At 58.0% G+C, this 23913-nt stretch carries 21 protein-coding genes, 2 other RNA genes and 1 pseudogene; 15 read left to right on the forward strand and 9 right to left on the reverse strand.

Features of this window, described 5'->3' with window-relative positions; translation table 11 throughout:
* Positions 1-130 precede the first annotated feature (130 nt).
* The 6 genes and pseudogenes from zipA to LIY36_RS04305 all read left to right on the forward strand — a co-directional run.
* On the forward strand, positions 131-994 hold the full coding sequence (zipA, locus tag LIY36_RS04280) for a cell division protein ZipA (RefSeq protein ID WP_226454909.1): 864 nt from the start codon (positions 131-133) through the stop codon (positions 992-994).
* A gap of 64 nt (positions 995-1058) precedes the next feature.
* Positions 1059-3416, forward strand: a complete 2358-nt coding sequence (gene ligA / locus LIY36_RS04285) for an NAD-dependent DNA ligase LigA (RefSeq protein ID WP_226454910.1) — start codon at positions 1059-1061, stop codon at positions 3414-3416.
* 206 nt (positions 3417-3622) lie between these two features.
* Positions 3623-4789, forward strand: a complete 1167-nt coding sequence (locus LIY36_RS04290; RefSeq protein ID WP_226454911.1) for a zinc-binding metallopeptidase family protein — start codon at positions 3623-3625, stop codon at positions 4787-4789.
* A 238-nt stretch (positions 4790-5027) separates the two neighbouring features.
* Positions 5028-5124: signal recognition particle sRNA small type (gene ffs, locus LIY36_RS04295), an RNA gene on the forward strand.
* A 79-nt stretch (positions 5125-5203) separates the two neighbouring features.
* Positions 5204-6610, forward strand: a complete 1407-nt coding sequence (locus LIY36_RS04300; RefSeq protein ID WP_226454912.1) for a tyrosine-type recombinase/integrase — start codon at positions 5204-5206, stop codon at positions 6608-6610.
* Between the two features lie 15 nt (positions 6611-6625).
* Positions 6626-6721: pseudogene (locus LIY36_RS04305) on the forward strand (hypothetical protein); the annotation flags it as partial.
* A 617-nt stretch (positions 6722-7338) separates the two neighbouring features.
* Here LIY36_RS04305 and LIY36_RS04310 read toward each other — a convergent pair.
* The 4 genes from LIY36_RS04310 to LIY36_RS04325 all read right to left on the reverse strand — a co-directional run bounded on the left by LIY36_RS04310 (position 7339) and on the right by LIY36_RS04325 (position 11607).
* Entirely contained in the window at positions 7339-7674 is a 336-nt protein-coding gene (locus LIY36_RS04310) for a BRO-N domain-containing protein (protein WP_226454913.1), read from the reverse strand.
* A 468-nt stretch (positions 7675-8142) separates the two neighbouring features.
* Positions 8143-8631 carry a ribonuclease H family protein gene (locus tag LIY36_RS04315; RefSeq protein ID WP_226454914.1) on the reverse strand — a complete coding sequence of 163 codons (489 nt, stop codon included), beginning with the start codon at positions 8629-8631 and terminating at the stop codon, positions 8143-8145.
* A gap of 454 nt (positions 8632-9085) precedes the next feature.
* Positions 9086-9736, reverse strand: a complete 651-nt coding sequence (locus LIY36_RS04320) for a hypothetical protein (protein ID WP_226454915.1) — start codon at positions 9734-9736, stop codon at positions 9086-9088.
* A gap of 1301 nt (positions 9737-11037) precedes the next feature.
* On the reverse strand, positions 11038-11607 hold the full coding sequence (locus LIY36_RS04325) for a recombinase family protein (protein WP_226454916.1): 570 nt from the start codon (positions 11605-11607) through the stop codon (positions 11038-11040).
* 236 nt (positions 11608-11843) lie between these two features.
* On the opposite strand from LIY36_RS04325, the gene LIY36_RS04330 reads away from it, so the two are divergent.
* Together LIY36_RS04330 and LIY36_RS04335 are read left to right on the forward strand one after the other, a co-directional pair.
* Complete coding sequence (locus LIY36_RS04330; protein WP_226454917.1) at positions 11844-12434, forward strand: DUF6338 family protein; 591 nt, start codon at positions 11844-11846, stop codon at positions 12432-12434.
* Between the two features lie 563 nt (positions 12435-12997).
* A complete protein-coding gene (locus LIY36_RS04335) occupies positions 12998-13939 on the forward strand; it encodes a restriction endonuclease (RefSeq protein WP_226454918.1) in 942 nt (313 codons plus the stop codon).
* Positions 13940-13997: 58 nt separating this feature from the next.
* On the opposite strand, the gene LIY36_RS04340 is transcribed toward LIY36_RS04335, so the two are convergent.
* Entirely contained in the window at positions 13998-14189 is a 192-nt protein-coding gene (locus tag LIY36_RS04340) for a hypothetical protein (RefSeq protein ID WP_226454919.1), read from the reverse strand.
* A 111-nt stretch (positions 14190-14300) separates the two neighbouring features.
* Between LIY36_RS04340 and LIY36_RS04345 the strand changes: the two genes are divergently transcribed.
* Entirely contained in the window at positions 14301-14603 is a 303-nt protein-coding gene (locus tag LIY36_RS04345; RefSeq protein WP_226454920.1) for a hypothetical protein, read from the forward strand.
* A gap of 70 nt (positions 14604-14673) precedes the next feature.
* On the opposite strand, the gene LIY36_RS04350 is transcribed toward LIY36_RS04345, so the two are convergent.
* Together LIY36_RS04350 and LIY36_RS04355 are read right to left on the reverse strand one after the other, a co-directional pair.
* The gene (locus LIY36_RS04350) at positions 14674-15855 is read right to left on the reverse strand and encodes a DUF4236 domain-containing protein (protein ID WP_226454921.1); all 1182 of its coding nucleotides are present in this window, start codon (positions 15853-15855) and stop codon (positions 14674-14676) included.
* A 114-nt stretch (positions 15856-15969) separates the two neighbouring features.
* Complete coding sequence (locus LIY36_RS04355) at positions 15970-16437, reverse strand: hypothetical protein (protein WP_154846031.1); 468 nt, start codon at positions 16435-16437, stop codon at positions 15970-15972.
* Between the two features lie 208 nt (positions 16438-16645).
* Here LIY36_RS04355 and ffs (LIY36_RS04360) point away from each other — a divergent pair.
* The 3 genes from ffs (LIY36_RS04360) (at position 16646) to LIY36_RS04370 (ending at position 18621) form a co-directional block, all read left to right on the forward strand.
* Positions 16646-16742: signal recognition particle sRNA small type (ffs, locus tag LIY36_RS04360), an RNA gene on the forward strand.
* A 240-nt stretch (positions 16743-16982) separates the two neighbouring features.
* Positions 16983-18029 (forward strand): N-acetylmuramidase family protein, encoded by a 1047-nt coding sequence (locus LIY36_RS04365; RefSeq protein ID WP_192297135.1) that lies wholly within the window; start codon positions 16983-16985, stop codon positions 18027-18029.
* 1 nt (position 18030) lies between these two features.
* Positions 18031-18621, forward strand: coding sequence for a hypothetical protein (locus LIY36_RS04370; RefSeq protein ID WP_226454922.1), 591 nt, complete (start codon positions 18031-18033; stop codon positions 18619-18621).
* 72 nt (positions 18622-18693) lie between these two features.
* On the opposite strand, the gene LIY36_RS04375 is transcribed toward LIY36_RS04370, so the two are convergent.
* On the reverse strand, positions 18694-19557 hold the full coding sequence (locus LIY36_RS04375; RefSeq protein WP_192297133.1) for a LysR family transcriptional regulator: 864 nt from the start codon (positions 19555-19557) through the stop codon (positions 18694-18696).
* A 102-nt stretch (positions 19558-19659) separates the two neighbouring features.
* Between LIY36_RS04375 and LIY36_RS04380 the strand changes: the two genes are divergently transcribed.
* On the forward strand, positions 19660-20559 hold the full coding sequence (locus LIY36_RS04380) for a DMT family transporter (protein ID WP_226454923.1): 900 nt from the start codon (positions 19660-19662) through the stop codon (positions 20557-20559).
* On the opposite strand, the gene LIY36_RS04385 is transcribed toward LIY36_RS04380, so the two are convergent.
* Entirely contained in the window at positions 20510-21268 is a 759-nt protein-coding gene (locus LIY36_RS04385) for a substrate-binding periplasmic protein (RefSeq protein WP_226454924.1), read from the reverse strand. The genes LIY36_RS04380 and LIY36_RS04385 overlap by 50 nt on opposite strands.
* A gap of 133 nt (positions 21269-21401) precedes the next feature.
* Between LIY36_RS04385 and dnaX the strand changes: the two genes are divergently transcribed.
* Together dnaX and LIY36_RS04395 are read left to right on the forward strand one after the other, a co-directional pair.
* Positions 21402-23459 (forward strand): DNA polymerase III subunit gamma/tau, encoded by a 2058-nt coding sequence (gene dnaX, locus LIY36_RS04390; RefSeq protein WP_226454925.1) that lies wholly within the window; start codon positions 21402-21404, stop codon positions 23457-23459.
* 43 nt (positions 23460-23502) lie between these two features.
* On the forward strand, positions 23503-23841 hold the full coding sequence (locus tag LIY36_RS04395; RefSeq protein ID WP_003175481.1) for a YbaB/EbfC family nucleoid-associated protein: 339 nt from the start codon (positions 23503-23505) through the stop codon (positions 23839-23841).
* The last annotated feature ends 72 nt before the right edge of the window (positions 23842-23913 follow it).

Raw genomic sequence — 23913 nt, forward strand, 5'->3', positions numbered from 1 at the left:
TAATGTCAATTTTTCGTGTGCGTGGGCAAAACGTCAGTCAGAACATAGAGTTGGCGCCACGTTTTAAAGCGGTTTGCACGGTGCTAAACCCCTTATTTTTCAGCATTTTTTATTAGAGGCACGGGATTACATGGAAATCGGTCTGCGCGAGTGGCTGATCGTCATCGGCATTATTGTCATTGCCGGTATTCTTTTTGATGGCTGGCGCCGCATGCGCGGTGGCAAGGGCAAGCTCAAGTTCCGTCTGGACCGCAACCTGTCCAACTTGCCTGACGACGACGGCGGCGCCGAGCTGCTGGGGCCGCCCCGTGTGCTGGATACCCATAAAGAACCGCAACTGGACGAGCATGACCTGCCGTCGATGAGCGCGCCGCTGCGTGAAGCCCGCGAGCCGTCGCCCAAGCGTGGCAAGCGTGCCAGCACCGCCGTGGCCGAGCCGCATCAGGGCGACCTGAACCTCGACGTCGATGAAGGCCCGAGCTTCAGCAGCCGCGATGATGATTTCCCCGATGAGAATGTCGGCAAGACTGCCACGCGCCAATCGGTCAACGACCAGCCGGCTGCCGAAGAAGTCTTGGTGATCAGCGTGATCTGCCGCGACGCTGCAGGTTTCAAAGGCCCGGCGCTGTTGCAGAACATCCTCGAAAGCGGCCTGCGGTTTGGCGAGATGGATATTTTCCACCGTCACGAAAGCATGGCCGGTAACGGCGAAGTGCTGTTCTCCATGGCCAACGCGGTCAAGCCCGGCACCTTCGATCTGGACGACATCGACCTGTTCAGCACCCCGGCGGTGAGTTTCTTCCTCGGCCTGCCAGGCCCGCGTCACCCGAAACAAGCGTTCGACGTCATGGTGGCTGCGGCGCGCAAGTTGTCCCAGGAACTGAACGGCGAACTGAAAGATGATCAACGCAGCGTCCTGACCGCCCAGACCATCGAACACTACCGTCAGCGCATCGTCGAGTTCGAGCGTCGCGCCCTGACACAAAAACGCTGAGTAGAATAAGCGCACCAACATTTGAGCAGCTACGGCTGCTCTTTTGCTTTATGAGAGAACACCGATGACCGCCGCCCACACCCGCATCCTCGAACTGCGCGCTGAACTGGATCAGCACAACTACCGCTACCACGTCCTCGACGAGCCGAGCATTCCGGACGCCGAGTACGACCGCTTGTTCCACGAACTCAAGGCCCTGGAGGCCGAGCATCCGGAGTTGGTCACGCGGGATTCGCCGACACAGCGGGTGGGCAGTGCGGCGTTGTCGGCGTTCACCCAGGTCAAGCATGACGTGCCGATGCTCAGTCTCGGCAACGCATTCGATGAAACCACCATGCTCGAGTTCGATCGCCGCGTGACCGAAGGGCTCGACTTGCCCACCGGCGATCTGTTTGGCGGTGGTGCCGCGGTGGAATACAGCTGTGAGCCCAAGCTCGATGGCCTGGCGGTCAGCCTGCTGTATCAGGATGGCGAACTGGTGCGCGGCGCCACCCGTGGCGACGGCACTACCGGCGAAGACATCAGCGTGAACGTGCGCACCGTGCGCAATATCCCGCTGAAGCTGCACGGCAGCGGTTGGCCGGCGACCCTCGAAGTGCGCGGCGAAGTGTTCATGTCCAAGGCCGGTTTCGAACGGCTCAACGCCGCGCAACTGGAAATCGGCGGCAAGACCTTCGCCAACCCGCGCAACGCCGCCGCCGGCAGCCTGCGCCAGTTGGATTCGAAGATCACCGCGAGCCGCCCGCTGGAGTTCTGCTGCTACGGCGTGACCACCGATCTCAGTGATACCCATATCGGCAACCTGCAACAGTTGCAGAAGTGGGGCATGCCCATCAGCCATGAGCTGAAACTGGCCAAGGGCATCCAGGACTGCCTGGAGTATTACCGCGACATCGGCGAGCGGCGCAGCAGCCTGCCGTATGAAATCGACGGCGTGGTGTTCAAGGTCAACAGCATTGCCTACCAGCGTGAACTGGGCTTTCGCGCCCGCGAACCGCGCTGGGCCATTGCGCATAAATTCCCGGCCACGGAAGAGCTGACTGAACTGCTCGACGTGGAATTCCAGGTCGGCCGCACGGGCGCCGTCACCCCGGTGGCGCGCTTGAAGCCGGTCAAGGTCGCGGGTGTCACCGTCTCCAACGCCACCTTGCACAACATGGATGAAGTGGCACGCCTGGGCGTCATGATCGGCGACACGGTGATCATCCGCCGCGCCGGTGATGTGATCCCACAGGTCGTCTCCGTGGTGCTCGAGCGTCGTCCGGAACACGCCCGTGCGGTGCCGATCCCCGAGAGCTGCCCGGTGTGCGGTTCCCATGTGGAGCGTACCCAGTTGGTCAAGCGCAGCAAGGGCAAGGAAACTGTCAGTGAAGGCGCGGTGTACCGCTGCGTCGGCCGCCTGGCGTGTGGGGCGCAGCTCAAGCAAGCGATCATCCATTTTGTCTCGCGCCGGGCCATGGACATCGACGGCCTGGGCGACAAGACCATCGAGCAACTGGTGGATGAAAAGCTCATCGGCTCGCCGGCTGACCTCTACAAGCTCAAGTACGAGCAGATCATCGACCTGGAAGGCTTCGCCGACATTTCCAGCAAGAAGCTGATCACCGCCATCGAAAACAGCAAGACTCCGACCCTGGCGCGCTTTATCTATGCCCTGGGGATTCCGGACGTGGGCGAGGAGACCGCCAAGGTGCTGGCGCGCTCCCTGGCTTCCCTGGAGCGGGTGCAGAAGGCCTTGCCGGAAGTGCTGACGTACTTGCCCGATGTGGGGTTGGAAGTGGCGCACGAGATCCACAGCTTCTTTGAAGACAGCCATAACCAGGACGTAATCGGCGCGTTGCTGTCGCCGGACGAGTGCGGCCTGCAATTACAGGATCAAGGCGACCTGAGCGCCGAGTTCGCCGCCAGCGCGACCTTGGGCGGTTTGCTCGACAAACTGCACGTGCCCAGTGTCGGCCCGGGTGCTGCGCAGAAACTGGCAGACAAGTTCGGCAGCCTGCAAGGCGTGATCAACGCTGATTGGCTGGACATGCGCCAGGCGCTGCCCGAGAAGCAGGCCAAGGCGGTGCGCGAGTTTTTTGATAACCCCGACAACGCCCGCCGTGCCCTGGCCATTGAGCAGCAGCTCAAGGACTTTGGCATGCACTGGGACAGCGAAAAGAAAGTCGTCGAAGGCTTGCCCGAAGCCGGTCACACCTGGGTACTCACCGGTTCCCTGGAGCTGATGAGCCGTGACGTCGCCAAGGACAAGCTGGAAAGCCTCGGCGCCAAGGTGGCGGGTTCCGTTTCGGCGAAAACCCATTGCGTGGTCGCCGGGCCGGGCGCCGGTTCAAAACTGGCCAAGGCCAGCGAGCTGGGCCTGAAGGTGCTGGATGAAGAGGCCTTTGTTGCCTTCCTGGCCAAGCATCACATCACGCTCTGATAAAGGTCTTTTGTAGTGAGCGGGCTTGCCCCGCGCTGGGGCGCGCAGCCGCCCCAAACGGTACGCCGCGGTGTTTCAGGAAGAACGCGGTGCCTGGATTTGGGGCGGCTTCGCCCCCCAGCGCGGGGCAAGCCCGCTCACTACAACGATGTGGAACGATCTCTAGGGGGAAATGATCTAGTCTCTGTCACCCAGGGAGAGACGCCATGTTCCGCTACTTCGAACAACTCAGTTCGCGCATTGCCGCACCGTTCGTGGCCGATACCACGCGCAACGCCAAGGTATGGCAGTGCCGCTGCGGCCAATCCTTGTTCTTTCGCAACAGCCAGTGCCTGGCCTGTCAGGCGCTGTTGGGTTATCAGCCCCAGCAAGGTCGCTTGGCCTCCCTGCAGCCCGGTCCTGTCGAAGGCACCTGGCAGCAGGACGGCAACCTGGAAGCGGGCGCCTTCCGTCGTTGCGCCAACCTCGACACCCCGGCCGCCTGCAACTGGCTGATCCCGGCCCACAGCACTGCGGCGCTGTGCGTGGCGTGCAGCCTCAATCGCACCATTCCCGACCTGTCGATCCCGGAAAACCCCGAACGCTGGCGCAAAGTGGAGACCGCCAAGTGTCGCCTGGTGGCGCAACTCATCAGCCTGGGTTTGCAGGTCGTACCCAAAAGCGTCGACGAAGACACCGGCCTGGCCTTCGATTTCATCGGCATCGACCTGGAAGGCAACGCGCCCATGACCGGCCATGCCAGCGGCCTGATCACCCTGGACATCAAGGAAGCCGACGACGCCCATCGTGAGAAAGTTCGCGTGCAGATGCGCGAGCCTTACCGCACCTTGCTCGGACATTTTCGCCATGAGGTGGGGCATTACTACTGGGACCGGCTGATTGCCGACACCCACTGGATCGAGCCGTTTCGCCAACTGTTCGGCGACGAACGCGCCAGTTATGCCGATGCCCTCGATCAGCACTATCAGCAGGGCCCACGTCCCGACTGGCAGCAGGCCTGCGTCAGCGCCTACGCGACCATGCACCCCTGGGAAGACTGGGCCGAAACCTGGGCGCATTACCTGCACATGATGGACGCCGTCGACACCGCCCTGGGCTTCGGCATGAGCGCGCGCGAGATGGACCTGGATTACCAGCCGTTCCCCCTCAGCACCCTCTACGATCCCGAGCACCCGGGCGGCCCGGCGTTCCTGTCGTTCGTCAACGCGTGGATCGAACTGGCCGGGATGCTCAACGAGCTGTCGCGCAGCATGGGCCAGCCGGATTTCTATCCGTTTGTACTGCCGCCGGCGGTGATCGCCAAGCTGCACTTCATTCACTTGGTGATCCAGGAGGAGGGCGGCCGGGCGGATGAGGTCCTACAGGCCCAGTGAAATGGCTTTTCTGTGGGAGCTGGCTTGCCTGCGATAGCATCACCTAGGTCCAACTGATACACCGAGGTGCCTGCATCGCAGGCAAGCCAGCTCCCACAGGGGGCGATGTACTCGCTGAGGCCGTGGGCAAGTGCTTGAACCGCCAGATGTTTTTATTCCAGCACCAACGGTTGTAACTTCCGATGAGATCGGTACAATGGCCCCGCTTGCCGAGAGGCAGGCGTCGTTATGGTGACCCCATCGGTCCCCCCGCAACGATTACCCGTGAACCTGGTCAGAGCCGGAAGGCAGCAGCCACAGCGGGAACATTGTGTGCCGGGGTGTGGCTGGTGGGGTTGCCTCCAATCATCCAGGTGATTGATTCTTAACGGTTTTCACCCTTTGCCACGCGGTGGTACAAGGAGTGATACATCCGTGTCGACCATCCCGTCCTACCTTTTGCTGTCCCGCCACTCGGTCTACTACTTCCGAATCGTGGTGCCGGATGTCATTCGCCCGTTATTCCCCCAAAGAGAAATTCGTCGCTCCCTGCAAACTCGTTGCAAGCGGGAGGCGCTGATTCGTGGGCGTGACATTCTGGCCCAGGTCCAAGGCCTGTTCACGCAAGCGTTCCAGGGGAGTAGACCCTCTGTTGAGCTTCTGCGCGGAGCCTGGGAGGCAGGAGGCAAACGTCTTGCCTGTTGGGCGTCGTGGCTGCGTCAGCAGCAGTTGCTTGGCGTCGCTATGCCTTCGCCTGAAGCCTTGCGGGAAACGCCCCCAGTAGCCGTACACGCATCCACAGCCCCGTCTTCCGTGATAGCAAAAGGATCTGCACAGCAATCGCCTGGCTTCCTCGCGGTGGTCGACGAACAACTGGTCCAGCAGCGCCGGGAGGGCGTCGCGGTCAAGTCGCTAGACGACAAGCGTGCGGTAGCCGTGCTGCTGACCCGAATCATCGGTGACATGCCCATCGACCAGATAACCCGGAAGGACGCCCACCTGTTCCGGGAGACGGCGCTGAAACTTCCCCCGCGCTTGCATCAGTTGCCGGACCAACCCCTTGAGCAGTCGATTTCGGAGGCGACCACGACCATCAGCGTGACGACCTTCAACAATTACGTGAAGAATCTGACGACCTTCTTTTCGTACGCGGTCAGGGAGGGCTATTGCAGTCGTAATCCGTTCGATGGTCTGCGTGTGCGTATACGGCGCAAGGTCAGCGATGAGCGAAGCGCGTTCAGTGCTGATGACCTGAAGGCATTGTTTAACGTTGCGACGTATGCGCCCGCCCGTGGCCCTAAGCCAAATCAATACTGGCTCCCCCTCCTGGGGCTCTACACGGGGGCAAGGCTTAACGAGTTGTGCCAACTTTACACTGATGACGTGGTGACCATCGACGGTATCGCCTGCATCCACATACGAGCTACAAGGCCGGACCAGAAGCTGAAGACAGCGTCCTCCGAACGACTTGTGCCAATACATTCCAAGCTCTTGGCATTGGGCTTCCTAGAATACGTGGCAAAGGTGAAAGAGGCGGGCGACGAACGCGTGTTCCCGGAGCTGACTTGCCATAAAAAGCACGGTTACAGTGCTGCGCCGTCGAAGTGGTTTACTCGCGTGCGTGAACAGTTGGGCTTCCGCGATGACTCTGCCAAGAAGGACTTTCACAGCTTCCGTCATACGCTAGCTGACCATCTTAAACAGAAAGGAGTTTCTGAGTCGTTAGTTGGTGGGGTTTTGGGCCACCAGTCAGGCGGAATCACATTTGGTCGTTATGGGAAGGACTTTAAACCGAATGTACTAGCACCCGTGATTGAGATGGTAAGCCTAACTTCACTATGAAAGTTGGATGCCTCAATGTTCCAGCATGGCGGTTTGTCGGTTATGTTTTCAAGATGCGCCCGGCTGGCTGCACTTTGGTTGGTCTTTGCTGTTACCATGCGCAACATGCCTTGACAGCCTTGTACACGGGGCTGCCTTTAACATCAGGGTGACAAAATACGATCTGAAAAGATAAAGGTTTTTGCTGTTTGGCTTATTGTCAGGCACAAAAAACCCCGTCCCGTAGGGGACAGGGTATCAGCGTTGCTGAAGGGGGAAGACTTGGCGGTACTAACCCTTCAACGACTCAACCAATGCCATAGGCAAGGGCTGTGGGGGAAGTGTGGGCTATACGGTATGCTAATACAATACCGTATAACTTCTAGCTGATAGCTGGTACACATTTCCTACTCTCTTGCCATGGCGACCCACAAGGGAATCAGCCATGAGAGATATGAAACGACGACGTGTTAGGCGTCGCACACCGCAGTACCTCCGCACCGTCCATGTAAGCGCTTACAGCCGTACTCGTTACGGGCAGAGGGAGAGCGTGTGTGAGCATTACCGCAGTCCACCTTGGACGCAGTTGGTGTTCGACTTCTAAGCATCCACGGGGTGGGTAACTGCCCCGTTCTCTTTTTCCGGGCGCGGAGGTCGCGTTCCTGGGTCAGTTGGTCGACCTTCCTAGACATGATGTTCATTGCCCGCATGAATAGTTCGTCATCGGACAGCTCGCTGGTCGCTACCTTTTATTCGCCCAGAACATAGGCGCCGTCCTTACAGATGGCTGGGAGGACCACGCGGGTTACCCAATCCTGGAGTGTGCGGGCCTCGGGTTTGTCGCTGCGCATGATGAGTTTGTAGAGATCGGGTTCGCTGATTAACCAGCATTCCCGGCCGGGAGGTGGTCTACAGAGGTTCGCACTCTCAAGGTCTTTCGTGATGGTCCGGCGGGACCAAGACACCTCCGTGTTGCCGTAAACCCAACGCGTTGTAAACGTCGACAGCCACCAACCATGGCTGGCCTTTGTCTTCAATGAAGCGCAGGCCACCAGGTCGAAACCGAAAGTTTGCACCTGACTCATTGGACCTCTTCGACCAGTACGCGAATGTTCAGGGCCGCTTGCGTTGCCGCTTTTGCTTCATCACGGAGGGCCACGGCCTGGGTGTCCAGGGCTTCGCCTGGCTCGACCTTGTTGTTCGCCTGGTCATGGTTACATTGCGGTGCGAATCACTGGCTACACTGGATTACCGGAACACAATGGAGGCAGTTATGGATGCAATCGATGATAAGGAGCGATCCGACGCCTAACTTGAAGTGATGGAGCGTCTGTGTCGTGAATACGGCGAAGCCTTGAAAGCTTATGACAAGGCTAAGGAGGCTGGGGACCCTGAGGTAGCATCCCGGTTGGAGCTGGTCGTGGCTGAAAAGTCCAATGTCATGCAGGCCTACATGGAGCGCAACCAGAAGGGCACTTACGCTGCCCTGCACTGATGTTTGGCTAAAGCAACAGGGGGATGGACACGCAGCCTCCATCCACCCTTCACGGTTGTTACGTCGTGACGCTCGCCATGGTCAGCTCATAAACGCACTCGCCGTTGGCTCCACGACAGGCCAGCGTGTCAGCTTCCTCGTTACCCCGGTTGCCGGTGTGCCCCTCGACCCATACGAAAGTCACCTCCCGTTGCTCTATGAGCTTGTCGATTTGCTCCCATAGGTCGCGGTGCGCAACAGACTTCTTGCTACTGTTCTTCCAGCCCTTGGCCTTCCAGTTGGGCAGCCATTCGTTTGCCCCTTTGACCACAAGCTGGGAGTCGCTGTAGAGGGTGATAGGCATTGGCTTATTGCAACGCTTCAGTGCCTCCAGGGCTGCCAGCAGTTCGGCTCTATTGTTGGTCTGAGGCTGGCCACGGGGGACCGGAGCGGCCAGCTTCAATGTCTTTCCTTCGGGGTTGGTGATGTAGGCGCCCCAGCCTGCTTTGGCGTTGGGTTTACCGTTGCTCGGGCAGGCGCCGTCGACGTAAGCAATGTACGTGGTCATGGATTGATGTCCTTTGATAATGGTGTTTTGGTAGCGACCGAAGAAGTCGGCTGCTAGACGTGAGGGGTTTTACGTTGAGGGGCAAAGCGCACCGGACCAATTCCCGACATAGGTACAGGTGGACCGCTACGGTGAAAGACCAAGTTATCGTTGGGGGAAGTTCAGGGGCGGCCGTGGTGGACGGCAGTAGCGAAGCTGCTGTCGGCTGCCCAGCGAGGACGACCAACTAGTAACGAAGGCTTAGAGGGTGGTGTTCGTAGTCAATCCCATAGCAAGACAGACTGAGTTTTTACTTTGGTTGGAAACTAACAACCTTGTCCCCTTAGCTGGTCGGGATTGTTGGTCAGGCTCGATGGACCCAAACAGCAGCTGCGCTACTGCCCGGTTCACGCCTGCCCTCAGTTGTCTGCTTATATAATATCTGGCAGGAAATTGAGGTCCCGTAATACAAGGGCTACAGGCCCGTTCGACCGCCAAATTCGGCGGGGCTAATGCCAAGCCAATCCGAGTACGCAGCGTCACGGCCTTGGAGGTCGCCTCTCCAGGCGTACCAGGGATGAACCGTGATACGTGTTGGCCATTGGCGTCCTTGGGCCTTGCGCTTCACTATGTTCATGCTTTCCAAGTCCTTGAGCGCGCGCTCAACCGACCTTTGTGGTGTGTCCAAAGCCTTTGCCAGATCTTCAATGCGGCCGAACCAGTAGTTTCTTCCAGACAGGTTCTGAGCAAGGTGGCTCAGCGTGCAAACAGCATTTTTTGTGGCGCAGGTACGAAGCAGGTCAAGTGCTTTTTTTGCGCTGAAGTACTTTTTGTTTAGCCAGGCGTCAAATGGAATCAGAGCTTCACTGAGTTCCTCACTGTCCCTTGCTTGTGTCGGCAGCTTGGTGTCGAGACCAACGTAAACTTCGATCCTACTTACGACTCTGTGCCTAGGAAGCTTGCGAGTGGAGTGGAGGATTAGGCCGGTATTTGGGTCCACAAAGTACATGTGGTTTCCGACGGTGACAGCGATGGACGGTCTGCCTGCTGTTGGTTTGAATCGAGTGTTAGTGTCTTGGTCGCTGCGTTGCGGAGCAATGTCAGCATTCATGTTAATTGCGTCCATTCAGCGACTCCGCACAACTGAGCCAAGGGCGTGCCAGTACGGGGCCTCCCAGTCGGGCTGGAGAAGGTCGAGCATGTCGGTGTCGGTCCACGTAAGGCCGCTGACCAGGGCCAGTTCCAGGGCTTCAGCAAGCCGTGTATCGCGCCATTTACGCCTGCTGATAGCAGTGGCAAGACAAGTCAGGCGGGCAAGGTGGTCTGCACGTAGGTGTAGATTGAGGCGCACAAGGCGCATGGGTTGTTTCATGGGATTGAAGTCCAGTGATAGCAAGCGCCAAAGCCCCGCCGTGGTTTTCCAGGCAGGGTTGATGGCGCGCGGGAAGGGAGATGATTGAATCGGAGGCGCACCGGGATGCGCAGTCAGGTCAGGCAAATACTTGCAGTAACGCTCAACTTTCCGGGGCACGATTTACTAATTCAGAACTCGGGAAACTCCCCCTCTCTGGCAAGGCTCAATCGCTGGAGCATTGTTTTGGTTTTATGGATTTTTCGGAGTGAGTCCAACAATGCTTTTTCAAGGTGCTCAGCAATTACCGCCGGAAGAATGGGGGAGCAGTATGCAACTTCTTTAAGAAGTTCTTCATGTGCTGGCATTCTCACCTTCAATTCAAAGCATAGGTCCGCTACATCCATTAACGTATGTAGCAGAGCGCTCTGGAGAGGGTTGGGGTAAGGAGTGTGAATGTACGCAGCGAAGTCACAGGACGCGGGTTGGTTTTCGTGGAGCGACGCTGTGGAGTTGGTCTGGGTATGCGAAATCATTTTTTTTCCGTTATTTTTGGGATAGGCGAAGTCTCCCCGCAAGTGCGTTGAGCATGGGGGGGCGATCGCTGGATGGACGAGGATGGGTGTGTGTATCTATAGACTGGCACTAATTACCCGCCGTCTTGCTCTAGGCCAAGCAAACCGGGGCTTTCAGGCGTATTTAGGGATTTGATCGCAGAGGCATTTTTCAGGCGGTGATGGATCCTTCAACCATCCTGCCGTTTGACCTACGAAGAACTGGTGAGGGGCATGTTGCCCAAGCGAAAATTTGCTCCAGCATTTCGCTGTCGATCAACCAATCGCGGTCAGATTCGTGGTTAGTTGTTCAGAGGATGGATGTCCTGTGATAGCAAACCCCCGCCTGGGGAGCCCCGGCGGGGTCGTTAAGTCGCGGGACATAGGTTGGTTATTGCGTAGCTTGGCGCGAAGCTGACTGGTTATGCAAAGACTGGCAGTAATTCAGGAGCTGCGTAAAACGGCGCCTTCCGACTTGTATAATGGCTTGCCCTAATTCTCCTGGCGCCCTCACGCGTGGCTTCAGACGGGCTCTGCGAGGTACTTGTAAAGCGTGGACTGGCCAATCTTAAGGTGAGCCGCCACTGCCGCTTTCGCCATGCCATTGTTGACCAGCTCACGGGCAGTTTTCACAAGGATAGGGTCCAGCGCCTTGCGCCCAGTGTACTTCCCGTCAAGCTTGGCTTTCGCGATGCCAATGCGTTGCCGTTCAAGCATTAGCTCTCGCTCCATCTTCGCCATTCCCGCCATGATGGTGAATACCATCTCCCCTGCTGGGGTTGTGATGTCGATGCCCAGGTTGTCGATGGTCAGCTTGACGTTACGCGCCTTCAACTCCTCCGCCAGGGCCAGCACTTCAGCGCTGTTACGTCCCAAGCGCGATACCTCTCTTACAACGAGTCCATCGCCCGCCTGGAGGCTCGCCAGCAGTTTCTTGAACTTGGGGCGGTCAGTGGTCGTGCCAGTGAAGCGTTCTTCTACGATGACGCCGTGGGGGTAAAGGCCCTTCAAGAAGTCGGCCTGGGCATCGGGGTCTTGTTCGTCGGTCGAGACGCGGGCATAGAGGTAGATAGTCAAAGCCAGAAATTCCATATAGGGTCTAAGATGACGTGAGAATGCGTTATTCTACTATGGAAAACAACCCCAAATAGAGGCTCTTTCGGTTTCTCGATGGGGGATGGTCCAAATGGGCAAGGGGAGAGCTGATAGCTGCATGCAGGCGGCACATCCTTGTGGATGCTGCGACATGAATTTGGTGCCGTCGAGGTGATGGCAATTTAATGGTCCGTCGGGTAAATTTCTGGTCAATCGTTTAAAGAGCAGTTGCCATGGAAGACTTAGCTACCAAAATCATTCCGTTGGTTCAAATGCTCATCCCAGGATTTATCACGACGATGATGTTTTATTGGTTGGCAGACGTGAAGACGCCGGGCCAATTTGAAAGGACGATTCAAGCGCTCGTTGGTACTGGCATCATCACCCTGTTAGTGGCTTGCGTCCGCTTAGCCTTGGAGTTTGTCGGGGAAAAGTACCCCATATTCTCGCCATGGAGCCCTACTGTAGAAAGCTCGTGGGGAGTAGGGCTAGCGGTGGGTATAGGCCTTCTCCTTGCCTATGCTTCAAACCACGACCATTTCTACAGATTTGCCCGCTGGTTGGGGCTTACGTCGAGGGCGTCGAACTCCGAATGGATCTTTACTTTCAGAAGGCGTGAGGGAAAGAACATCGTGTTGACGTTACTGGATGGAAGGCGTCTGTTTGGATACCCTTCAGCTTGGCCGGCGTCTCCAAAGGATGGCCATTTCTTAATCACCCAGCCTTCTTGGGTGGATGCGAATGACCAATGGGTAGACGTGGTCGGCGTTGAAAGTTACTTGATCTGCAATACCGATGTACTGATGGTTGAGTTTATGGAATAGGGTCCCACATAGGCGTCATACGCCGTTCGATGGCCCCTTAACCCGGCGGCGCAAGCCATGCAGGTTAGCGCCCTTGTGTACTTTCTCATGCCCGCCCAAAGCCTTAGATAGATGAGGAAATGAAATGGAAAAGAGAGGCATATCCAGCCCCCCTAAAAGCCCCGCGACAAGCGGGGTGAACAAGCCTCCGACGCCTACATCAATTCGACCCTCGGCGCCTCCGAAGGCTCCACCCAAACCAGCGCAAAAGTAGGAGACCCTGGCATGAGCGACGATAAGAAAAATAGAGTTCCCGTGTTTGATGGCGTCAGCCCGGTGATGGTTGCGGGCAGTAGACCAGCCACGCCTCCCAAAGCCCCTCCACCTTGCCCTGCTCCTAAACCCGTGAAAACTCCAAAGTGAAGTTTTTCAGGCGCCTCCCCCCCCACCGGGGGGATGTATTTACGTGCTATACCATTCAATCACGCACGAATTTCTCACCCCAAAACTAGCTTAGAGGACAAGCCCAGTGGTTAGGCGAGTGCACGATAATTCGACGTAGCGGCGTTCGCAGAGGTGATGAAATGTCTTCAGATGGAAAACGCCTTGAAAACTTGGTCGCTTGGATCGAGTCGACCTTGGCGCCCAACGGATTTGAAGTAGTTCAAAATCTTCGGACACGTGGTACTGAAGTCGGAGGAGGGGAGTTCGACATTGTGCTTCAAGGACGTGTCGGCTCTTTGAATCTCAAGTGGTTGATTGAGTGCCGTGACCGTCCTTCGGAGGGGCCAGCCCCGAGTAGCTGGGTTCAGCAGTTAATGGGACGCAAGCAAGGATTTGGGTTTGATGTGGTCACGGCTGTTTCCACTACAGGATTCACTGCCGATGCCTTGGCGATGGCGCGTACGTTCAGGATTAGCACTCGAACGGTGAAAGGGCTTACTCCGGAAGAGTTTAGCTCTTGGGTAAGCGCCCCGTTTATTACTAGCCAATGCCGGCGCATGGAACTGGAAGGCGCTTCATTTCTGTTGGATGGTGTATCTACCCCCGAGCGTCAGGCAGCTTTACAGAGCGTTATGAACTCACTTCGAGGGGATACGCCTGCGTTGAAAGTCCCTCAGACAGGAGAGTTACACGCCGCCTATACGGCGTTTGTGGGAGCTGTTGGAAGTAATGAGGAGGTCTTTTCATCTGTTGAGGTTAATGGTCCTTTGCGAAAGGTGCGTCTTAAGGCGGAGTATCCTGAAGGGAACCGATATTTTCTAGAGCTTCAGGGGGAGGACGTAGGTGTTTACGCAATTGAGTTTCGAGGCTCGGTGGGCATTGAGGAGGTTGTCATGCCGTTGGACGAGGCAGCGAAATACGTTGATTCAGATAATGGAGAGGTAAAGTCCCTTCTCGTTACATATGCGCCTCACCTTATGCTCGGTATGAAGTTTCAACTTGAATTGCACAACATTCCTGGTCGCGGTACAGAGATTCTATTCAGGCGCGTTGCCGATGATGACCCACCTGTCGGCAGTTGACGCTCCATACACATTAGATCTTTCGAGCAAAAAGTCGTCCATAATTTTTCGAGGACAACTACTCGTCTTCGTCCTCCTCATACTCGTTCTCATCGCCGGAAAGGCTGGGGGCGGTCTCTTCAACATAGTCCTCGCAGCCCTGATTAAAGGATGACGATGGAGTGCTGCAACTTGAAGTATCGTCTATGTCGTTATCTTCCGCCCATTGATAGCCCGCGTCGTGGCCTTCCCCGGCAAAAGCGGAACTCATGCTGATTCCGGCGAATAAACAAGCGATTAGCAGCGGTCTCATAGGTCCTTCCTGATCGAACTGTGTCAGTATGATATTAGTGGCGTATCGCCATAATAATAGGGAGATAAAATGAAAGGTATATCGATCTTTGCGGCGTTGCTGCTTGCAGCGCTCAGCGCCACGGCCCATGCCGACAAATACGTGTCCGGTTACACCAAGAGTAACGGTACTTATGTTGCCCCTCACGTCCGCTCCTCGGCAGACTCCAGCTACACCAATAACTGGACGGTGAAAGGCAATACCAATCCGTACACGGGGCAAAACGGGACCAAACAACCCCAATACGGTGGCAGCCAGTCCTCTGGCTCATCTTTCGGCTCTACGCGCTCGACCGGCAAAACCGACTCCACGTACCGCACCCCTCGGTATTGATCTCGCGCGCACTGCTGGGGGCCGTTGCGGGTTGTCCGTCTTAGTGTCCCCAGCAGTGCAACGAGTTCTACTACTTCTGGAACGGTTCTATGCCCTTGAATATCCCTGTCTTTGACATTTGCCGGCGCAAGTCAAACCGTGCCAAAGCTTCAACGACGTCAATATCAGCCAGGCGTCCAAAATCGATTTCTTCCCAAGCTGTCTTCGCTACCCGAGCAGAGAAAAGGTATTCGTCGCTAACAGACCCCGTTGCTTTGTTAGGGCGCTGTGAGTAACCGGAGATGACGACCGTGGTTGCCTTGGGAAGGGCAGCAAAGGTTTCGCCGATAATCCTGAAGGCTACTGCGTGGACATGGGCCATGTAGAGTTTCTGAACAGCTGTGGCTGACATCGCCTTTACCGATAACTTCAACCCTCTACTAGGCACACTAGCTGTGGAGGTGGGCATGTCTTCTATTTCCGGTAGGTCAACATCCAGAAGTACAAGCTGGCCATCTTCAAGCAGCTCCAAAGAAATTGCGGTCTCTCTGGGCCATTGTATGTCCTGTAGGTTGTCCTCCAGCCAGGCCTCCATATCAGATATTTTGGTGTAGATACCCTCGTTAATTAGGAACTTTCTGTCCTGTTCTAACTGGATATGTTTTGCTCGGTTGTTTAACCAGTCGTCATAGTAAGCGGTAAAGTTTTTTTGAATTTCGGCGTTCTGCGCTTCTAGGCGTAGCATCCGTTTCTTGAATAACCTGTCTAGCAGAGACGGCTTAAGAGGCGGGGGAGCGACCGGCTCTGGTTCTCCGAAATGCACCTCAACAAACACGGGCCTAGAAGTACTGCTGGGGGTGTCTAGGTGGATGGTCCCTAAGGCTTCAATGTTGCCGTTAATTTCGTCGCATTTGCGTTGGATCACAACAAGGATTACATCTTTGTTTTGCTTTTTGACTGCCTCAATTACATGTTCCGGTAAGTCATTCCCTGCCGCGTCCTGAAAAGTGAGACTCCCATCGTCATGCAGGCTGCATGTCACAGAAACAAGCGTGGATGTAGACTTTGTTGGGGCTGGTTTGGTACTACGTGAGGGGCCGGAGAGTTTTTGACTACTGGAAATGCCCATGAAGCTGGTGTTTAAGCGGGCTCCCCGTTTGCCAATCCCTACAGATGCGCCTCGCGGGCCGAGCGTCCAACCAACGCCAGCCCCACTCAAGTTCATTCGTATGCCTGGAGCAAGCTTGATTGATTTCCTGAATCGCATCGCCATGACTAACCCTCCCTGTCGTTTTGCCACCATCTGTGACCTTGGGCAAGACTGCGGAAACCAGCCGCTTTTAGCAAGCCACGGCAAGAAGGGTCCAACCGCCCAGGTGTAGGAGACTCATTCGGCGATGCGCCTTTTGATTTCCTCCACTGTGCCGATTAAGTCGTTGCCGTCGCGATGCCGTAGTAACCCAAACTTTGCCCCAAACGCCTCCGACTCTTCATTGGTCGACTCGATACCGATGTTGCTGTATCCGACGCGCTCTGCGTACTCCACCAAGAATGCCATGAAGCGCCGCCCGTGGCCTTTATGAGTGGGCGTGAAGCCTATCCGGGCGATGACCAGGCAGTTGGTCCCTGCCCATTGCCCCCTCTGCGGGGTAACTCGAAGGTAGAGGTCATATTTGACCGTCCTTGCGTTTACCGTAGTCCCCAGGCCCAGCGTCACATAGTTGCGCTTATAACCGAACTGGGCGGCAAGGTAGGGCGCCAGCAGCTCCGCGAAATGCTCAGCTCTTGCACGCGCCTCCTTGTTCTCCCGCTGCTCTGCTTCTCGGTCACGCTCCTCAAGCATTGGGGTATTCATAGCTTGTTCCTCATTGGTCGAAACGGCCGGCACACCGTTTAGTTGGGCCTGGTAGGCGCCTTCAGGTGGTACAAAAGGGAGGCAAGTTGGTGATACAAATGGCTTGCGCAGCATCCCTTCACAAGCCTTACAATGACGCCAAATTCGAATCCGCGTGATGGTGAAGAATCGTACAGAGCATCGCTTGGAAGCTCTAGGATGGTGACCCCATCGGTCCCCCCGCAACGATTACCCGTGAACCTGGTCAGAGCCGGAAGGCAGCAGCCACAGCGGGAACATTGTGTGCCGGGGTGTGGCTGGTGGGGTTGCCTCCATAACGCTCTTCCCGCAGTACCTCTTCTGCTTCAAATCAAAATTCTTTTATTCAGCCATCTGCCAGGTTTATTACGCAGCACATGACGGCTGTTTCACAACTTTCAATACCCCCACTTTACAAGCCAAAACCACCTTGTTAGTTTCCGCCGGCGACTTGTTTCAGAATATGACAATGGCGCGAATTTGATATTGAAGTGCTATCACTTCTTTAACTAACAAGGATGTCTGTGATGAAAAGCCTGCAAGGGTTGCCCCGTCTTATCAGTGCTTCGGTAGGCGCTCCCGGTAAAGCCCGTAACTTGCCCGCCGATGTGCAGTGCATCCAGTATTTATTCAATCTGATCATCCCCAAACTGGGTTTTCCGCTGGCCGAGAACGGCAAGTGCGACGGCCAGTTGGTGCAGTGCATCAGCCAGTATCAGTTCCGTCATCTCAAGTATGCCCATCCCGATGGAGTGATCGACCCCACCGGCCGTACGTTCAACAGCCTGATCGAGGAAGCAGTGAAGGTGCCGGTCAAAGCCTATCCAACCCTGCGCATCCCGAGCTTTCTCAACGTGTTCGGCAACAACCAGGGCGATGCAGTGCAGGCCACGGTCAATGTGTACCTGGATCGCATGCGGGCGATGATCGAGGCTGAGCGGCGCAACCGTCAGTTGATGCTCCAGGCCACGTGCGACGGGGGCATGACCCTCAGCGAAACGGATTTCAAGAACGCCGCCACCCAGTTGGGTAACGGTATTTCGGTGAATATCATCAAGGCTTTCGCCACGGTTGAATCCGGCGGGCGCTCGGGCTTTGGCCCGGCCAAGTTGCCGGTGATCGCCTTTGAAGGGCACCTGTTTCGCAAGTACACCAAGCACATCTACGACCAGGCGCACCCGCTGCTGTCATACCCCTATGTGAGAAAGGCCGGGCCGCAGTGGCAGGTCAATAACAAGGATCAGGTCAAGGCCTGGGAAACCATGGCCACCGCCTTTGCCCTGGATCAAGAAGCGGCACTGATGTCCGCATCCTGGGGCATGTTTCAGGTGATGGGGTTCAACTTTGCGGCGTGTGGTTACAAGACTGTGTTTGAATTTGCTGCGGCATTAAAGATTAATGCCGGCAGCCAACTAAAGGCGTTCCTGGGTTTTTGCAGCCAGAGCCCGGCGTTGATGAAAGCCATGAAAGACAAGGATTTCGCCGGTATGGCGCGTAACTATAACGGCAAGGATTACGGCATCTATGACCAGCTTATTGAGAAAGCCTACAACGCACTTGAAGGGAAGAAATAAGATGACCCGTTTTCTGGCGATGAGTGTGTTGTCGTTGTGTGTCGTGGCGCCTGCGTTTGCCGGCGCCCCCGCGTTGCATTCGGGCAAGTACGAAGGCTTGATGCTGGCGGTGACGCCAGAGCATCAGGTAGAGGGCTTCTACGCCGAAGAACTGGGCGAGGGTGTGACCCGCAGTTGCGCCTTTTACCTGCAGGGCAAGGCGAATGCACTGACCACCTGGCTCGACGATGCCTACCCAGGCAGCGTGAGTCCGTCCTCCGACGGCGTGACCCTGACCGTTGAGCAGGGTCGCCAGCACCCCGGCTGCATGAGCGTGTTGATGCCAGAGATTGCCACTGGCCTGGACCTGACCCAGACCGCCAACAAGCAGTGGATTGGCCTGGTGACGGTGTCCGCCGACAAGGCCTACCTGCTGAAAACTCCGGGCGCCAAGGTGGCCAAGCGTCCGTATATCGTCAAGGATGATGTGGTTGGCGTGCTGGCCTTCAAGGATGGCTGGGCCCAGGTTGAGTTCATCAATGCCCAGAATCGTTCGTTTATTGGCTGGATCAGCATGGATCAGTACGCGCGCCTGGCGCCTCCGAAAAGCTGATCTCAACAACACGCCGCAAAAATGTGGGAGCACGCCCGCTCCCACACAAGCCCGCTCCGACAGGGGCATGTGTCAGCCAAAGGTCTCGCGAAGTAACCCGGCAAACGCATCCCTGGCCAGATGCCGCTGGGTGTCCTTGTTCCAGAACAATAGATTGTCCACCGTCTGCCACTCGTCAAACCGATACGACGCCAGCTGATTGGCCTGCTCATACCGCGCCAGGATGCCTTCCGGCGCCAATGCCACGCCAATCCCCGCGCTCACGCAACCAATGATCGTGCCCCAACTGGCATAGCTGGCAATGTTCGGTCTGAAATCCTGGGGCTTGACCCAGTTTTCCAGCGCTGCACGGTAGGGGCAGCCGGGCGGCCACACCAGCAAGGTGCGCCCAGCCAGGTCGGCGGCGCTGTGGATCGGTGCGCTTGCCGCGCTGGCGATCAACACCAGGCGCTCGCTGTAGACCACGCAGTGTTCGAGCTTGGCGCGCTTGCCGCCACTGGCCACCAGCGCCACATCCAGGCGGTGGTGTTGCAGGTCGTCGAGCAACTGGCCCCAGGCGCCGGTTACCAGTTCCAGGCAGACCTGCGGGTAGCGTCGGTGATATTCCGCGAGCAATGGCGGCAGACGCCCGCTGGCACTGGACTCCACCGCGCCGATGCGCAGGGTGCCACGGGGGATGGCGTTGGCGTCCACGGCGCGTTTGGATTCGTCCACCAAGGCCAGGATGCGCTCGCAGTACTCCAGGAAAATCTCCCCGGCGGCGCTGATGACCAGCCCGCGCCCGGCACGGATAAATAGCGGCGTGCCCAACTCGCTTTCCAGTTGCTTGATGCGCGTGGTGATGTTGGACGGCACGCAATGCAACTGCACGGCAGCCTGGGCCACGCTGCCGGTTTGCGCGACGGCTCGCACCATTTTCAGTTGGGCCAGTTCCATTGCTCAGTTCCAGTGATTTCAGAAGTCAGAAACGCTTAATTGTCCTACGCCTTGCTGGGGCCAAGACTGACGGCATTCCTTGTTTCGTTCTGGACGCCATCGATGAATCCCCCGTCACCCGTGAAGCTTACGCTAGTCATTGCCAGCGTCATCCTCTGCTGGGCCTTTTCGCCGATTGGCGTGCACATGGGGTTGCAGAGTTACAGTCCTGGGCAACTGGCGTTGCTGCGGTTTCTGATTGCGTCAGTGTTCATGGGCGGCGTGGCACTGGTAATGGGCATCGGCCGGCCGCGCCTGTGCGATTTGCCGTGGTTGCTGGTGCTGGGTTTTTTCGGCGTGTTCCTGCATCACACCAGCCTCAACTATGGGCAGCAATTCGTCACGGCGGCGGCGTCCAGCGTGCTGGCGCAGTCGGCACCGTTGTTCAGTGTATTGATCGCGTTTTTCTGCATGAAGGAGGGCGTCAGCGCTTGGCGTTGGGGGTGCGTGCTGCTGGGGCTGGCGGGCGTGCTGGTGGTGGTCTGGGGTGATCAGGGGGTGGGTGACATCGACCCGCGTGGCTTGTTGATCCTGGTGGCGGCGCTGTCGTGGAGTGTGTACTTCGCCATCCAGAAGCACTTTGCCTACCGCTACAGCCCGCTGACCATGGCGTGCTACATGGTGTGGGCGGGCACTCTGATGTTGTGTAGCAACCTGCCCGGCCTTCCGGCTGCGGTGGTGCAGGCGCCATTGGCGGAAAACCTCGCGGTGCTGGTGTTGGGGATTTTCCCCAGCGCCCTGGCGTACCTGGCCTGGGCGTATGTGTTGAAACACGTCGAGGTCAGCCGGGCGTCGGTGGCGATGTACTTGATTCCACCCGTGGCCATGCTGATGGCCGCGACGCTGCTTGGCGAACGGATTGCCCTGCCAGTGGTGCTGGGCGGGGTGATCGTGTTGGCCAGTGTGGCGGCGATCAGTCTTGAGGGGCGTTGGGTGCGCGCTCCCCGGTGTACAGCTGGATGATGTCATCGATTTCGCCGGACATTTTCATCCGCAGCAAGGTGCGCAAAATTTGTTGCACCGGCACGTTCGGGTCATTGCGCACCGTGCACCCCAGGCTCTGCTCCTCGATCACCGCGACTTTATGCAAGCGCTGGCCGGGTGCCAGCTTCTGGTTGAAGCGTTCGAGTATCCACTCATTGATGACCGCATATTTGAAGCGACCGGCCACCAGCTTGTGCAGCACCTGTTCTTCGCTGCGGGCGTCGTCACGCATGAGTTGGCCGCTGGCAAACAGCGGGTCGAGGGTGGTGTAGCGGTAGCTCAGCACTGTGCCGATCAACTGCGGGGCCAGTTTGTCCAGTTGCACCGTCTGCGCGGGTACATGGGCGCTGACCAGCAGGTTGCGCTGCACAAACAGCGGAACGCTCCAGAGGTAGTCGCCGGGCATATCGTCGACCCAAGCCTGGGCGACATAACAGCGCACATCTATCTCGCCATGCTCCATGGCGGGGGCGATGCGCGCCCGCGCCAGTACGTGGAACTGCGCCGGCTGCCCGACCTGGGTGGCCAGGCTCGACATCAGGTCATACAAAATACCCTGCGTGGGACGGCCATCCTCCAGTTGCACCATGGGCATCGCCCAACTGTCGGAAACCGAGAAGCGCAGCGGTGCAGGCGCTGCAAGGCTGGCCGTGGCAATCATCCATAAAATGCCCAGGACTGCGCGCATATGCTCTCCGGGTTCAGGCCTTTATGGGGCCAGTCACAAGAGCTTAGTCAGATTAGGCAAGCGTGCCGGATGCAATTTCCCCCTTGCTCCGCTAGCATTACCGGCTTCTGTTTCCCAGTTGCGACGGTTTTCGATGAGTTATCAGGTTCTTGCACGTAAATGGCGTCCGCGCTCGTTCCGCGAAATGGTCGGCCAGACCCATGTGCTCAAGGCTCTGATCAATGCCTTGGACAGCCAGCGGCTGCACCACGCCTACCTGTTCACCGGCACCCGTGGGGTGGGCAAGACCACCATCGCGCGCATCATCGCCAAATGCCTGAACTGTGAAACCGGTATCACTTCGACGCCCTGCGGCACCTGCTCGGTGTGCCGGGAAATCGACGAAGGGCGTTTCGTCGACCTGATCGAGATCGACGCCGCGAGCCGCACCAAGGTCGAAGACACCCGCGAGCTGCTCGACAACGTGCAGTACGCGCCGAGCCGTGGCCGCTTCAAGGTCTACCTGATCGACGAAGTGCACATGCTGTCCAGCCACTCCTTCAACGCCTTGTTGAAGACCCTGGAAGAGCCGCCGCCCTACGTCAAATTCATCCTGGCCACTACCGATCCGCAGAAACTTCCTGCAACGATTCTGTCGCGGTGCCTGCAGTTCTCCCTGAAAAACATGACCCCCGAGCGGGTGGTCGAGCATTTGACCCACGTGCTGGGTGTCGAGAACGTGCCGTTCGAAGACGACGCACTGTGGCTGCTCGGCCGCGCCGCCGATGGCTCGATGCGGGATGCCATGAGCCTCACCGACCAGGCCATTGCCTTTGGTGAAGGCAAGGTCATGGCCGCCGATGTGCGCGCCATGCTCGGCACCCTCGACCATGGCCAGGTCTTCGACGTGCTGCACGCATTGATTGAAGGCGACGCCAAGGCGCTGCTCGAAGCCGTGCGTCATCTGTCGGAGCAAGGCCCGGACTGGAACGGCGTGCTTTCGGAAATCCTCAACGTGCTGCATCGCGTCGCCATCGCCCAGGCCCTGCCCGAGGGGGTCGACAACGGCCATGGCGACCGCGACCGCGTGCTGGCCCTGGCCCAGGCGTTGCCGGCCGAAGACGTGCAGTTCTACTACCAGATGGGCCTGATCGGCCGCCGGGACTTGCCCCTGGCCCCGGACCCGCGTGGCGGCTTCGAGATGGTCCTGCTGCGCATGCTGGCCTTCCGGCCTGCTGATTCGACCGATGCGCCGAGACAGCCGCTAAAGCCGCTAAAGCCAGTGGGGATCAGCCAGGCCACAGTTGATTCCGCCAAACCAGTGGCTGGCGCGGCGGTGGTTGCGCCAGTGGCTGCTGCGCCGGTTCCCGCGCCAGCGCCTGAACCGGTGCCTGTGGCAGAGCCCGAGCCTGCACCCGTTGTCGAGCCGCAAGCTGTCGTCGACCTGCCGTGGAACGACCCGGTAGACGCCGAGGCCGAGGCCGAAGTGGAGCAGCAACCCGTCGTGGAGCCCGTGCTGGAAACCACCGGCGAGCAGCCCGAGCTGACGCCGATGCCTACGCCGACCCCGGACAGCGTTGTATTGGACGCTCCGGAGTGGGTGTCCGCGCCGGTGCCCGAGCCCACCGTCGCCCAGGTGGAGGCGTCCGTTCCCGGCATCGACCTCGACGACGAGCCGCCGCTGGACGAAGACTACATCGAGCCGGACATGGATTCGGCCTACAGCTACCTGGACGATCTGGCCAGCGAACACACCGCCGAGCCGGCCCCCGAGCCCGAGGCTGAACCGGCTGCGGCGCCGGCCACCGGCCTGGCCTTGCAATGGCTGGAATTGTTCCCGAAACTGCCGATCTCTGGCATGACCGGCAGCATCGCCGCCAACTGCACATTGATCTCCATCGAAGGCGACCACTGGCTGTTGCACCTGGACCCGGCCCACAGCGCCCTGTTCAACGCCACCCAGCAACGTCGCCTGAATGACGCACTGAACCAGTACCATGAGCGCACGCTGACCATCGCCATCGAGCTGATCAAGCCCGAGCAGGAAACCCCGGCCCAGGCCGCGACCCGTCGGCGAATCAACCGCCAGCGTGAGGCCGAGGACTCGATCCACGGCGATCCGCTCATCCAGCAAATGATGCAACAGTTCGGGGCGGTCGTCCGTCACGATACTATTGAACCTGTCGAAGCCCCGGTGCCCCAAGCGTCATGAAACCGGGCTACTAATTGATCCACGTACTTTTGAGGTGATTCCCATGATGAAAGGTGGCATGGCCGGCCTGATGAAGCAGGCGCAGCAGATGCAGGAAAAAATGGCCAAGATGCAGGAAGAACTGGCCAACGCCGAAGTCACCGGTAAAGCCGGTGGCGATATGGTCAGCGTGGTGATGACCGGTCGTCACGACATCAAGCGCGTGAGCATCGACCCGAGCGTATTGCCAGGTGTCGGCGAAGACGACCTGGAAATGCTCGAAGCGCTGTTCGCCGCGGCCGTCAACGACGCCGTGCGCAAGATCGAAGCCAACAGCCAGGAAAAAATGGGCGGTGTGACCGCTGGCATGCAACTGCCACCGGGCATGAAGCTGCCGTTCTGATCGGCGATGGTTGGCTAGACTCCAATGCCAGGCCTTGTGCCTGGCATTTTTGTTTGTGTCGATCCGATCGAA

Origin of the sequence: Pseudomonas sp. AF03-9 (assembly GCF_020515815.1) — a bacterium.
In the GTDB taxonomy this organism is placed as follows: Bacteria; Pseudomonadota; Gammaproteobacteria; order Pseudomonadales; family Pseudomonadaceae; genus Aquipseudomonas.